Genomic DNA, 13,370 nt, shown 5'->3' on the forward strand with positions numbered 1-13,370 from the left:
CCTCGGCCTCGCGAACGCGGACGGCGTCGTCGCAGGTCGGCGGGGGAGCGGCAGTACGTGTTGCCGCGGTGACCCGGGGTGCGGCCTCGGTGCCGGCTCGGGGTCCGGAGGCGGGCCGGGGCCCGGCACGCGGACGCGGCGGCGCCGTCCGCACCCCCAACTGGGCCGCGCGGAGCGGCAGTCGGCGGGCGCGGGGCGTGCGGAAGGCCGATGACGCCCCCACGAGGCCTCCGTGCGCCTCACGTTCGCCTTGCCGTGTGCGTCCCGTCCGTGCACGGCGGGTACTTCCATCGGGCGATACCCGCGGAGGCCCGCGAGCACGGCTGCGGCCGGTGCGCCGGATGTGCTCAGCGTGGCCGTACGGGACGGGGAGCGCGCTCGGTCCGCCCGCCACGGCAGGCCGGTCGGGCGCCCGCCCGTGGTGCGCATCGCCTCCGTGCACTACGGCGCGCCCAGGTCAGAGCCGCCCAACTGCCGCCGCCGGACGGGAAGTTGGGGACATGCCCGGAGCGTACGCGCATCCCCGCAGAAGCCCGCGACGGTGCGGAACGGTCTTGTGAAGGGACGTGCATACGAGCGGAACGCCTCGAAGTGACGGCCTGAAAGCCGTCCGCCGAGCCGCACTTGTGTACCCCGGGGGAATCGCGGGGAAACGCGCCGGACGCCGCCACGGCACCGCGGACAACGGCGATCTCGCCACTAGATTGAGAGCTACGAAGATACGGATTGCATGATTTGGACTGTGAATTCAGTACATAAGGATCGAGAGGACACGGGGTCTGCATGGAGCCTCGGGAGCTGTGGGAACGGCACACGGTGCTGGCGAGAGCCTTCTGCCAGAGCGACGAGGAGGTGCGTTCGGCGCAGACCACGCTGGACGACGCGCAGGCGAGCCGGGCCCGCTCCCTCGCGGCGTTCGCGGTGGTGGTCGGCAACGACAAGGCGGTCGCCGAGATGCTCGGCCTCCCGGAGCGCGAGGTGCGCATCGCGCGCCGCACCGTGGGCCGTGAGGACGCCCGTTCGCTCGCGGACGACCTGCTGATGCCGCCGCCGCTCCAGCAGCCGGCGGGCCCCGGTGCCCACGACGAGACCGCGCGGGCGAAGGAGGCGGGCCACCCTCACACCCAGGCTGCCGCGCAGTCCGCGGACCACATGCCGGCACACGACCAGACACAGCCGCAGCCGCAGTACCCGTCGCAGGGCCAGCAACAGCAGCAGGTGCCGCAGGCGCAGCCGGCCCAGCAGATGGCGTCGCAGCAGCAGGCGCAGCCGCACGCCCAGTACCAGTCGCAGCACCAGCACCAACTCCAGCATCAGCACCAGATGCAGCACCACGCCGCGCAGTCGTACTACCAGCACCAGGAGCACTACCAGCAGCCGCAGGAGCACTACCAGGCCTACGACCACACCCAACTGCCGGACCACATGGGCTGGTCGCCCGTCCAGGACGCGGTGCTGGTCGACGGCTGGCAGTCCGGCGTCGACCTGGAGATCCTCGCCCTCGAACTCGGCACCGACCTGCGGCGGTTGACCGCCCGCGCGCAGTATCTCTCCGCCCAGGGGCGGCTGTTCGTGGCACCGGAGGAGACGGGGCGGCAGGGCGGCAAGCACCGCCGGGAGACCGTTCCGCACTCGGGCATCCCCACCCAGCAGATGAGCTCGCCCGGTGACATGCTGCTGCCCGACGGCCTGGTTCCGGACGGTTACGGCGGGTACTGGGCGAACTGGAACGAGATGCTGCCCGCTCCGCAGGGCTGACCGGGCCCGTCACCGCTCGCGGCCCCGCGCGCCCCGGGCCCCGCGAACCCCGGCCGAGGGCCCCCGTACCCCGCGTTCGCGACGGCGCGGCCGTGGCCGGACGGGCGGCACGACTCGGCCCCCGCGCGCGTTGATAGCGTGTACACCCCCCGACGACAGCCGCTCAGCGGCGGGCCTGATGAGGAGCCTGTGACGTGACCGCCCTCGCGCTGGGACCGAGTTGGCTCGACCCGGACTATCTGATCCAGACGTTCGGTCTGATCGGCATCCTGGTGATCGTCTTCGCGGAGTCCGGCCTGCTGATCGGCTTCTTCCTGCCCGGCGACTCGCTTCTGTTCACGGCCGGGCTGCTCGTCGCGACGGATCAGTATCTGCACTATCCGCTGTGGCTGGTCTGCACGCTGGTGGTGATCTCCGCCGTGCTCGGCGACCAGGCCGGCTATCTCTTCGGACGGAAGGTCGGCCCCGCCCTCTTCCGCCGTCCCGACTCCCGGCTCTTCAAGCAGGAGAACGTGGAGAAGGCCCACGAGTTCTTCGAGAAGCACGGCCCGAAGTCGCTGGTGCTGGCGCGATTCGTGCCGATCGTGCGGACGTTCACGCCGATCATCGCGGGCGTGAGCGAGATGCGGTACCGCTCCTTCCTGGTCTTCAACGTCGTCGGCGGCGTGCTGTGGGGCGCGGGCGTGACGCTCCTCGGCGCTCTGCTGGGGCAGATCGCGGCGGTACGGGAGAACATCGAGGCGATGCTGGTCGGCATCGTCCTGCTGTCGGTGTCGCCGATCGTCGTCGAGTATCTGCGCGCCCGCAGGAAGAAGCGCGAGTCGGGGAACTCCGGCGACGCCCCGGCGTCCGGAGCCTCCGGAGACGTCCGGCCGGGGAGCGCTCCGTCCGGTTCGCCGGAGGACGGCGGTCAGCGCGGCCGCCACGCCCGCCGCTGATCCGCCCCCAGAACCCCGGTCCAGTCCGCCCGAATCCACCGCGGCGGCGGCGCCCGGCGTACGACGACGCCCCGCCCGCCCGGCGTGAACCGGACGGACGGGGCGCCCTGTTGGGACCCGAGCCCTCAGGCCCGGGTGCCCTCCTTGTCTTCCTCGTCGTCGGCGGCCTCGTCACCGGCGGGCCCGTCTGACCCTCCGGGCCCGCCCTGCCCCCGCGGTCCCTCCGGCCTTCCACGGCCGGCCAGGCGCCGCAGCCACGGCCACGCCAGCAGCACCACGATCACCACGTAGACCGTGACGGCGAACGGCGTGTTCACCAGGCCCGTCACGCTGCCGTCGCTGATCTGGAGCGCGCGCCGGAGCTGCTGCTCGGCGTTCGGGCCGAGGATGACGCCGATGATCGCGGGCAGCACCGGCAGCCCGAAGCGCCGCATCATCAGCCCGACGATCCCGATGATGAGCAGGATCACCATGTCGATCGCCTCGCCGCCCACCGCGTACGCGCCGACGGCGGCGAAGAACAGGATTCCCGCGTACAGGTACGGGCGCGGGATGCGCAGCAGCTTCGCCCACACCGGCGCCATCGGCAGGTTGAGCACCAGCAGCAGCACCATGCCGACGAAGAGCGAGGCGATCAGGCCCCACACCAGGTCGGGCTCACGCTCGAAGAGCAGCGGGCCGGGCTGGATGCCGTACTGCTGGAACGCGGCCAGCATCACGGCCGCCACCGCGGTCGTCGGCAGGCCGAGCGTGAGCAGCGAGACCAGCGTTCCGGCGGCCGAGGCCGACGACGCCGACTCCGGCCCCGCGACGCCCTCGATCGCGCCCTTGCCGAACTCCTTCTTGTGCTTGGAGAGCCGTTTCTCGGTGACGTACGAGAGGAACGTGGGGATCTCGGCGCCGCCGGCCGGGACCGCCCCGAAGGGGAAGCCGATGGCCGGTCCGCGCAGCCACGGCTTCCAGGTGCGCCGCAGGTCGGAGCGGTCCAGCCAGGGCCGCCCCACGGGGATCGACTCGCCGGCCGTCCTGTGCGCGTGCGCGGCGACCCACAGCGCCTCGCCGATGGCGAAGAGGCCCACGGCGACGATGACGACGTCGATGCCGTCCGAGAGCTGGAGGCTGCCGAAGGTGAGCCGCTGCTGTCCCGTCATCTGGTCGAGCCCGACCAGGCCGATCGTGAGCCCGATGAGGAGCGCCGCGAAGCCCCGTACCCGGGAGCTGCCGAGCACCGAGGTGACCGCGATGAAGGCCAGCACCATGATCGCGAAATAGTCGGGCGCACCGATGTCCACGGCGAGCGCCGCGACCGTCGGCGCCAGGGCGACCAGCAGGATCGTGCCGATCATGCCGCCCGCGAAGTGACCGATGGCCGCCGCCGCGAGCGCCTGTGCTCCGCGTCCCGACTTGGCCATCGGATGGCCCTCGATGGCGGTGACCACCGCCGCGCTCTCACCTGGGGTGTTGAGCAGGATCGAGGTGGTGGAGCCGCCGAACATGCCGCCGTAGTAGATGCCCGCGAACATGATGAACGCGCCGACCGGGTCCAGCCCGTACGTCACGGGCAGCAGCAGCGCGACGGCCATGGCCGGACCGATGCCGGGCAGTACGCCGATGGCCGTGCCCAGCAGCACGCCGACCGCCGCCCACAGCAGGTTGAGCGGCGTCAGCGCCGTGCCGAAGCCGTCGAGCAGGGAGGAGAGAGATTCCATCTGTCAGAGCACCCCCATCAGCGGGCCGCCGGGCAGCGGCACGCCCAGCAGGGTGTTGAAGGCCGCGAAGGTGGCCATGGACAGGACGGCCGCGATCAGCGGATCGCGGGACAGGTTGCGGCTGCCCAGCGCGTACGCGGAGCCCCAGAAGAGCAGCGCGCCGGTGATCGGGAAGCCGAGCGGGTCGATGAGGACCGCGGCGGCGAGGAAGATCCCGGCGAGCAGCGCGACGGTGCGCCAGTCGGCGGGCTCGCTGCCCGCCTCCTCTCCCGCGTCGCCTTCACCGCGGCCGCCGCGGAGCACGTCGACGGCGAGTACGACGGCGACGACCAGCAGGGCGACGCCGACGACCACCGGGACGGTCTTGGGACCCACCGGGCCTCGCTGCCCGGAGACGGTCCCCATGGTGAGCGTGTCGCTCAGCACCAGCACTCCGACGATCAACAGCAGCACGCTGACGCCGAGTTCGGAGTGGCCGCGCAGCCATTCGCGCCGACTGCCGGGCGCCGGGGAGGAGTCCGCCGGGCCGGAACCGGACGCCGTCGCCGCCGCGTGGGCGGTCTCCCTGGACTCCGTTGATCCGGTGCTCACTTGCCCACCTCCTTGAGGACGGATTCGACGCGCTTGTCCTGCGCGTCCAGGAAGCGCCCGTACTTCTCACCGGTCAGATACGCGTCGTCCCAGCCGTTCTGCTTGAGCGACTTCTTCCACTGCGGGCTGCGGTGCAGCTCGTCGAAGAAGTGGGTGAGCTTGGTGCGTTCGGCCTCCGACAGCCCGGGCGGCGCCATGATGCCGCGCCAGTTGGTGAACTCCACGTCCATGCCCGCCTCCTTGAGCGTCGGCGCGTCGAAGCCCGGGATCCGCTTCCCTCCGGTCGTGGCGAGCAGGCGGAGTTCGCCGGACTTGATCTGGTCCCGGTACTCGCTGATGCCGGATATGCCGAAGGCGACCTTGCCGCCGAGGACGGAGGCGAGGAGTTCGCCGCCGCCGTCGAAGGGCACGTAGTTCACGGACTTGGGCTCGATGCCGGCGTCCCTGGCCATCAGCATCGGCGCCAGGTGGTCGGGGCCGCCCGCCGAGGAGCCGCCGCCGACGGGCAGCGAGCCGGGCTTCTTCTTCCAGTCGGCGAGAAGCTGCTCGAAGGTCTTGTACTTGGACTTCTTCGAGACGACGACGATGTCCGGCTCCTCCACGGTGCGCGCGATCGGCGTCGCGTCCGCGAGCGTCGAGGGGGAGTCGTTGGTGCGTACGGCGCCCACGACTCCGAGGCCCATCGACATCGCGAGCTTGCCGTTGCCGCGCTCGTTGACGAGCCGGGTCAGGCCGACCGTGCCGCCCGCGCCGGGCAGGTTGTACACCTCGACGTTGTGGTTGAGCCCGGCGTTCTCGGCGTCCTTGGCGGCCGTACGCGCGGTGATGTCGTAGCCGCCGCCTGGTGTGTTGGGCACCATGAACTTCAGCCCGGGGATGTTGGTCCCTGTCTCGGCACCGCTGCCCGTGGTGATCAGCGGGGGGCCGATCAGTACGAGCAGCGTCGCCCCGAGAAGAGACAGGAGAGTGCGCTGGCGCACGCGGGGCACCGCCTTTCGTGAGTGTGGTCCGGCTGGGGACGGCCCACATGGTGCACGGGGTACGCGGCGGTTTCGCCCCCTGTGCGGGAAAGAACTTAATGGTCGTTGTGGTCTTTGTGTTCACAAGGCCGCACGACGGGGCCTGAGGCGGGCCAACTCACCGCCGTACAGGGGCGGTTCGGGGCTCTTCGGGGGTCCGCCGGAGCCCTCGGGGCGCGGATTCCGCGGGCGGCCGGGAGCAGGGCCGCGATGCACGTCTACGCTTCGCCCATGCTGCATCTCCGGCTGATCAGCCCCCCGTCGCGCACCGGCGAGGTCACGTCGCTCCTGGACTCGACCGTCGGCACCGCTCATCTCGTGGTGCTGCCGGGCGCGGCCCGCGATCCGCAGGGCGACGTCGTGATGTGCGACGTCGCGCGCGAGGCCGCGGACGAGCTCCTCACGGGTCTGCGCGGCCTCGGCCTGGACCGCGACGGCGCGATCGCCGTGCACGACATCGACCTGTCCCTCTCCGAACGGGGCGACCAGGCCGAGGTCGACGCCCCCGGCGAGGGCGTCGACGCGGTGCTGTGGGAGTCGCTGGCCGACGCCACGCACGAGGAGTCGCGGCTGTCGCTCACCTTTCTGGCGTTCCTCGTCGTGGCGACGATGCTGGCCGCGTGCGGCGTGATGCTCGACAGCGCGATCCTCATCGTCGGAGCGATGGTCGTGGGGCCGGAGTTCGGGCCGCTCGCCGGTGTCTGCACGGCGGTCGTGCGGCGTGCTCCGCGCCTGGCGCTGCGTTCGCTGACCGCGCTGGTCGTCGGCTTCCCGCTGGCGATGCTCGCCACGGGAGGGTTCACCGTACTGATGGACGCCTTCGGCCTGTTCACGGAGGCGAAGTATCAACAGCCGCATCCCGTCAGCTCGTTCGTGTGGAATCCGGACTGGATGTCGTTGGTGGTGGCGGCGCTCGCGGGCATCGCGGGGATGCTCTCGCTCACCTCGGCCAAGTCCGGCGCGCTGGTGGGCGTCGCGATCTCGGTGACGACGGTGCCGGCGGCTGCCAACGCCGCGATGGCGCTGAGCTACGGCCGCCCGCACGAGGCATGGGCGTCGGCGGAGCAACTGGCCCTGAACCTGGGCGGGATCCTCGTCGCCGGCACGCTCACCCTGTCCGGCCAGAAGGCGTTCTGGGCCTGGAAGCGCCGGGATCTCCCACGTACGGCCTGACGCGCGGCCGTTGCGACGGCTGCGCCCCGCCACGGCCGATGCCGTGACGGGGCGCTGTGCTGCCGTACCGCACGTGCTACCGCACGTACCGCAGGTACTGCCCGTACTGCCCGTACTGCCCGTGCTGCCCGTCCTGTTCGGTGTACCGGTCCGGCTCGGGACCGCCGGTCCACCGGCCTGACGGGCCGTCGGCGGGCCTCCGGGTCACTCCTTCTGCAAGGTGTCCGTCTGCATGGGGTCTCCCGGCAACGGGTCCTTCACGCCGTCCACTCCGGAGCCGCCGTCCGAACCGCCGCCCGACGAGGCGCCGTTGGTCGGCCCGATGAGGATCTCGTACTCCCCGCCGTACTGTTCGTGACCCGCGATGACGGCGGTCTCGATCGCCTCGTCGCCGCGCTCGCCGACGACGATGAGCCGGTCCCGCCGCAGATCCCGGGTCATGGCGACACACATTCCGACCATGACGATCGTGAACGGCACCGCCACCAGGATCGTGAGGTTCTGCAACCCTGTCAGCGCCGAGGCTCCGCCGCCGCCGATCAGCAGCATGACCGCGGCCACCGCGCCGGTCAGCACGCCCCAGACGATGACGACGTTCCGGCCGGGCTCCAGCGTGCCCTTCTGCGACAGGGTCCCCATCACGATGGACGCCGCGTCGGCGCCGGAGACGAAGAAGATCGCCACGAGGATCATCACGATCAGGCTGGTGATGCCCGCGATCGGGTACTCGCGCAGCATCGCGAACAGCTGGCCCTCGGCCGTCGACTGGTCCGTGAGCTTGGCGCCGTGGCGCTCCAGGCTGATGGCCGTGCCGCCGAAGATCGCGAACCAGATCAGGCTGACGACGCTCGGCACGAGGATCACGCCGCCGACGAACTGCCGGATCGTACGGCCGCGGCTGATGCGCGCGATGAACATGCCGACGAAGGGCGTCCAGGAGATCCACCACGCCCAGTAGAAGACCGTCCACGTGGAGAGCCAGTCGGCTACGCCCTTGCCCGCGGTCGAGTCGGTGCGCGCGGCCATCTGCGGAAGGTCACCGATGAACGAACCCACGGACGTGGGCAGCAGGTTCAGCATCAGAACCGTGGGGCCCACGACGAAGACGAAGACGACGAGCAGCGCGGCCAGCACCATGTTGATGTTGGACAGCCACTGGATGCCCTTCTCGACGCCCGAGATCGCGGACGCGACGAACGCCGCCGTCAGCACGGCGATGATGACCACGAGGATCGGGGTGCCGACCTTCTCCGCCCAGTTGATCTCCTTCACGCCGCTGCCGATCTGGAGCGCGCCGAGGCCGAGCGAGGCCGCGGAGCCGAAGAGCGTGGCGAAGATGGCCAGGATGTCGATGACGCGGCCGAACGTCCCGTTGGCGTTCTTCTCGCCGATGAGCGGTGTGAAGACCGCGCTGATGGTCTGCCGGCGGCCTCGCCGGAAGCAGCTGTAGGCGATGGCCAGCCCGACGACCGCGTAGATGGCCCACGGGTACAGCGTCCAGTGGAAGAGCGTCGTCGCCATCGCGGTCTGCATGCGCTCGGCCGCCGAACCGCCCGTACCGGGCGGGGGGTCGGCGAAGTGGCTGAGCGGCTCGTTCACGCCGTAGAACATCAGGCCGATGCCCATGCCCGCGCTGAACATCATCGCGACCCATGACACGGTCCTGAACTCCGGCTCCTCGCCCTCCTTGCCGAGGGTGATCTTCCCGTAGCGGCTGAAGGCCAGCCACAGCGAGAAGACGACGAAGCCGGAGGCGGCGAGCACGAACGCCCATCCGCCGTTGTGCATGGTGCTGTTGAGCATCGTGGTCGCGACGCTGTCCAGGGAGTCCGTGGCGACGGCCCCCCAGATCACGAAGGCCAGGGTCAGCAAGGCTGTGACACCGAACACCACCCGGTCGGTCTGTGGCTTCAGTGACGCCCGCAGACCGCCGGAGTCGCCGCCCGGCGGCTCTCCTGTCGCGTTCTGTTCCACCCGTTTATCCGGCACGCTGAGGACCTTTCAGTTCTGGATCAGATCGGGGAGCAGCTACCCGACTTCCTGATCAGCATGCCGTCCGGATATCTGTTTGTCTTCAGCTCCGTACGACCAGTGACGACAACAGTTCCTCGGTCGCCGCTGCTACTCGATCGACGGCCTTGTCGAAGGCCTCGGAGTTGTGTGCCGCGGGGTGCCGGAAGCCCGACACCTTGCGTACGTACTGGAGGGCCGCGGCCCTCATGTCGTCCTCGGTGACGGCTTCGGAGTAGGGCGGCCGGAGTGTCTTGATGTTTCTGCACATACTCCGACGCTACGTCCGGCGTGGCCGCCGGGTCACCGTCCAGGACGGCCTCCGGACCTCCCGCTCTGCCGCCGCCGAGGAGACCGGTGGACGGTCAGTGGCTGTCTGCGAGTTCAGTGGACGTCGACGTTCAGTGGCATGACCTGCCCTTCGACCATGGCCGCGAGGCCGTTGACCGCGCTGAGAGCCGGCTGGTCCGCGATGTGGACGGGCATGCCCGTCCCCGTACGCAGACGTTCGTCGAGCCCTGGCATCAGCGCGCTGCCGCCCGCCAGCACCATGCCGCGGTCCGCGAGATCCGCGACCAGATCGGGCGGGCAGTTGTGGAGGACGCCGCGGATCGTGTCGGAGAGCCCGGTCAGCGGAGCCTGTATGGCCGCCCGCACGTCGTCGGGGTTGATGATCACGGTGCGGGCCATGCCGGTGGCCACGTCACGGCCCCAAACCTCCGTCGCCTGCCCGGTCTCGCCCGCGCCCGTCAGCGCCAGGTGCAGCGGACGGACCGCCTGGCTCGGCAGGATCAGCTCGTGGTGGTTGCGCATGTGCTGGATGACCGCGTGGTGAATCGTGTCGCCGCCCATCGGAACGGTCGCGGCGGAGACGATCGCGCCGAGCGAGAGCACCGCGACCTGCGTCGTGGTGGCCCCGCAGACCAGGATCATCGTGGCCTCGGGCTGCTCGACGGGCAGGCCGCAGCCGACCCCGGCGGCCGTGGGGGTGTCGACCAGCTCGACCTGCTTGGCGCCCACCCCGGTCAGGGTCTCGACGGCGGCGCTGCGCGCCAGCGGATCGGCGTTGTGCGGGATGGTGACCGCCGCGCGCTGCATGGCGCCCCGGCGCCGCCACGCCCGCCGTACCGACGAGCCGACCAGCGACCGCAGCATCCGCTGGGCCATCTCGATGTCGATCACGGTCCCGTTGTTGACGGGACGTACGACGCGGATGTGGCCCGGCGTGCGCCCGTCCATGCGCTCGGCGGCGGTGCCGACAGCCATCAGCGCCCCGGAGAACGTGTTCACCGCGACGACGGACGGCTCGTCCACCACGAGCCCCGCGCCCTTGATGTGGACACGGGTGCGGGCGGAGCCGACGTCCACGGCGACCGAGCAACGGCGCAGCTGGTCAAGAGGCTTGCTCACGGTGATCCCCATCCTTGCCGGTGCCTTGGAGGGGTCCGCCCCGCGCGTGGCGACCCTGGACTCAGCCTGCGCCGGGGCCCGGGACGCCGCCCGCTGGGCTGCTCTGCACGGGTGACTCGCCGGACGGCTCCGCGGGGACGCCGCCGGGGACGTCCGGCGCGACCCGTACCTCCGCGTCCGGCAGCGGGGGCCGCTCGCTGAACTGCGTCCGGTACAGCTGCTCGTAGCGTCCGCCGAGCGCGAGCAGTTCGTCGTGCGTGCCGCGCTCCACGATGCGTCCGCTCTCCATGACGAGGATGAGATCCGCGGCCCGTACGGTCGAGAGCCGGTGCGCGATCACCACGGATGTGCGTCCGGAGAGCGCCTCGCCCAGCGCCTCCTGCACGGCGGCCTCCGAGGTCGAGTCGAGGTGGGCCGTCGCCTCGTCGAGGATCACGACGCGGGGCTGCGCCAGCAGCAGCCGTGCGATGGTCAGCCGCTGACGCTCGCCGCCCGAGAGCCGGTAGCCGCGCTCGCCGACCACGGTGTCGAGGCCCGCGGGGAGCGCGGCGACCAGGCCGTCGAGGCGTGCGCGGCGCAGCGCGTCCCACAGCTCCTCGTCTCCGGCCTCGGGGCGGGGCAGCAGCAGGTTGGCGCGGATCGTGTCGTGGAAGAGGTGCCCGTCCTGCGTGACCATGCCGAGGGTGTGGCGCAGCGAGGCCGCGGTGAGGTCGCGTACGTCCGTGCCGCCGATCCGCACCGTGCCGCTGTCCGTGTCGTAGAGGCGCGGGGCGAGGGACGCGACCGTCGACTTGCCCGCCCCCGACGAGCCGACCAGCGCCAGCATCTGCCCGGGCTCCGCGCGGAAGGAGACGCCGTGCAGCACCTCCTCGCCGCCGCGTGCGTCGAGCGTGGCGACGTCCTCCAGCGAGGCGAGCGAGACCTTCTCCGGCGACGGATAGGCGAACCGCACATCGTCGAACTCCACGGAGACGGGCCCCTCCGGCACCGTCACCGCGTCCGGCTTCTCGTCGATCAGCGGCTTGAGGTCGAGCACTTCGAAGACCCGCTGGAAGCTCACGAGCGCGCTCATCACCTCGACCCGCGCGCCGGCGAGCGCGGTCAGCGGCGCGTACAGCCGCGTGAGCAGCAGCGCGAGGGAGACCACGGTGCCCGGGTCGAGGGTGCCGCGCAGCGCGTAGTAGCCGCCGAGCCCGTAGACGAGAGCGAGCGCGAGCGCGGAGACGAGCGTGAGCGACGCGATGAAGATGTGCTGGACCATCGCCGTACGGACGCCGATGTCCCGTACGCGTCCGGCGCGGCGCGCGAACTCGGCTGACTCCTCCTGAGGCCGGCCGAAGAGCTTCACGAGCGTGGCGCCCGGGGCCGAGAAGCGCTCGGTCATCTGGTTGCCCATCGCGGCGTTGTGGTCGGCGCGTTCGCGCTCCAGCCGGGCGAACCGGGCGCCCATCCTGCGGGCAGGCAGCATGAAGAGCGGAAGCAGCAGGAGCGTCAGCAGCGTGATCTGCCACGACAGACGGAGCATCACCACGAGGGTCGCGAGCAGCGTGACGAGGTTGCTGACGACCTGGGAGAGGGTGTTGCTGAACGCCCGCTGCGCCCCGATCACATCGTTGTTGAGCCTGCTGACGAGCGCGCCCGTACGCGTGCGCGTGAAGAACGCGACGGGCAGGCGCTGCACATGGTCGTAGACCGCTCTGCGCAGATCGAGGATGAGGCCCTCGCCGATGCGGGCCGACAGCCAGCGCGTGAGGAGTCCCGTGGGGGCCTCGGCGAGGGCGATGAGCGCGATCACCGACGAGAGGACGACGACGGTACGGACCGGGGCTCCGCTCGTGATGGCGTTGACGACCCGGCCGGCGAGGAGGGGAGTGGCGACGGTGAGCAGCGCGAGCGCGCTGCTGAAGGCCAGGAACGCGGCGAGCGCCCCGCGGTGGCCGCGGGCGAACCGGAGAATGCGTCTCAAAGTGGCCCGCGAGAAGGGACGCTTGTCCTGCTGGGCGAAGCGTGACGCGTAGAGGGCGTGCCACGCGGTCGTCTCCATGCTCATCGGTCTCTCCTGCGGGTGCCTGGTGGCGGATGTGGGCGGTACGGGACGACCGTAGAAGTTGAAGTTTCCTTGAAGTCAAGAGCGGACGGTACGGCTCGTCAGGCGCGGTGCGGCTCGTGGCGCGCGGCGCGGGACGTCACGTGGGGTCACGGGACGTGACGTGCAGAGCGCCGCGGGCTCGCGGGAAAGCGGAAGCAGAAGACTCCGGGTGACGGGTGATCAGCGGTCCGCAAGGGGCTTTGACCGGCTGTGATGGCGCAGCGACAGGGTGTCGTGCACGTGCATCGGCACATGCATAGGCACATGAACGAGGTTATGATCCAGTGCAGTTGACGACGGACAGCGGTGTCCGTACCGCGCACCGTGCGACACCCCCCACCGCACCAGCCCGGGAGATCCAAGTGCCTCACCCGTACAACGGCATGGCCGCCAGGGACCTGCACGGGGTCGAGTGGCAGAAGAGCCGGCACAGCAATTCGCAGGGCACCTGCGTGGAGTTCGCAAGGCTTCCCGGCGGCGACATAGCCGTACGGAACTCACGCTTCCCGGACGGCCCGGCGCTGGTCTGCACACCCGCCGAGGTCGAAGCGATGCTTCTCGGCGTCAAGGACGGCGAGTTCGACCACCTCGTGCAGGACTGACCCCGCCGCGGCGGCACCGGGGCCGACCGTGAAGACGCATGCCGCCCGGTGGAGGTTGAGCCGGTCTCCGG

At 70.9% G+C, this 13,370-nt stretch carries 11 protein-coding genes; 4 read left to right on the forward strand and 7 right to left on the reverse strand.

What is annotated here, in order from left to right:
* Positions 1-783 precede the first annotated feature (783 nt).
* Entirely contained in the window at positions 784-1,758 is a 975-nt protein-coding gene (locus tag QQM67_RS29390) for a hypothetical protein (RefSeq protein WP_314178235.1), read from the forward strand.
* 194 nt (positions 1,759-1,952) lie between these two features.
* A complete protein-coding gene (locus QQM67_RS29395; protein WP_314178237.1) occupies positions 1,953-2,696 on the forward strand; it encodes a DedA family protein in 744 nt (247 codons plus the stop codon).
* 125 nt (positions 2,697-2,821) lie between these two features.
* On the opposite strand, the gene QQM67_RS29400 is transcribed toward QQM67_RS29395, so the two are convergent.
* Genes QQM67_RS29400 through QQM67_RS29410 form a run of 3 tightly spaced genes read right to left on the reverse strand, consistent with a single transcriptional unit; the run spans position 2,822 to position 5,976 of the window.
* Positions 2,822-4,405: a tripartite tricarboxylate transporter permease gene (locus QQM67_RS29400; protein ID WP_314178239.1), complete on the reverse strand. Its 1,584-nt coding sequence runs from the start codon at positions 4,403-4,405 to the stop codon at positions 2,822-2,824.
* Positions 4,406-4,408: 3 nt separating this feature from the next.
* A complete protein-coding gene (locus QQM67_RS29405; RefSeq protein ID WP_399067893.1) occupies positions 4,409-4,996 on the reverse strand; it encodes a tripartite tricarboxylate transporter TctB family protein in 588 nt (195 codons plus the stop codon).
* Positions 4,993-5,976, reverse strand: coding sequence for a Bug family tripartite tricarboxylate transporter substrate binding protein (locus tag QQM67_RS29410; RefSeq protein WP_314178241.1), 984 nt, complete (start codon positions 5,974-5,976; stop codon positions 4,993-4,995). The genes QQM67_RS29405 and QQM67_RS29410 overlap by 4 nt, the downstream gene beginning before the upstream one ends.
* Positions 5,977-6,246: 270 nt before the next feature.
* Between QQM67_RS29410 and QQM67_RS29415 the strand changes: the two genes are divergently transcribed.
* Positions 6,247-7,188, forward strand: coding sequence for a DUF389 domain-containing protein (locus QQM67_RS29415; protein WP_314178243.1), 942 nt, complete (start codon positions 6,247-6,249; stop codon positions 7,186-7,188).
* Between the two features lie 204 nt (positions 7,189-7,392).
* Here the strand turns inward: QQM67_RS29415 and QQM67_RS29420 are convergent, their stop codons facing one another.
* From QQM67_RS29420 to QQM67_RS29435, 4 genes are all read right to left on the reverse strand, one after another.
* A complete protein-coding gene (locus QQM67_RS29420; RefSeq protein ID WP_314178368.1) occupies positions 7,393-9,114 on the reverse strand; it encodes a BCCT family transporter in 1,722 nt (573 codons plus the stop codon).
* Between the two features lie 148 nt (positions 9,115-9,262).
* Positions 9,263-9,469: a DUF2277 domain-containing protein gene (locus QQM67_RS29425; protein WP_314178246.1), complete on the reverse strand. Its 207-nt coding sequence runs from the start codon at positions 9,467-9,469 to the stop codon at positions 9,263-9,265.
* A gap of 113 nt (positions 9,470-9,582) precedes the next feature.
* Positions 9,583-10,614, reverse strand: a complete 1,032-nt coding sequence (locus QQM67_RS29430; RefSeq protein WP_314178370.1) for a rod shape-determining protein — start codon at positions 10,612-10,614, stop codon at positions 9,583-9,585.
* 55 nt (positions 10,615-10,669) lie between these two features.
* Complete coding sequence (locus QQM67_RS29435) at positions 10,670-12,658, reverse strand: ABC transporter ATP-binding protein (protein ID WP_314178248.1); 1,989 nt, start codon at positions 12,656-12,658, stop codon at positions 10,670-10,672.
* A gap of 401 nt (positions 12,659-13,059) precedes the next feature.
* Here QQM67_RS29435 and QQM67_RS29440 point away from each other — a divergent pair, with 401 nt between their 5' ends.
* Entirely contained in the window at positions 13,060-13,299 is a 240-nt protein-coding gene (locus QQM67_RS29440) for a DUF397 domain-containing protein (protein WP_314178249.1), read from the forward strand.
* The last annotated feature ends 71 nt before the right edge of the window (positions 13,300-13,370 follow it).

It is taken from the genome of Streptomyces winkii, assembly GCF_032248595.1.
Taxonomy (GTDB): Bacteria; Actinomycetota; Actinomycetes; order Streptomycetales; family Streptomycetaceae; genus Streptomyces; species Streptomyces winkii.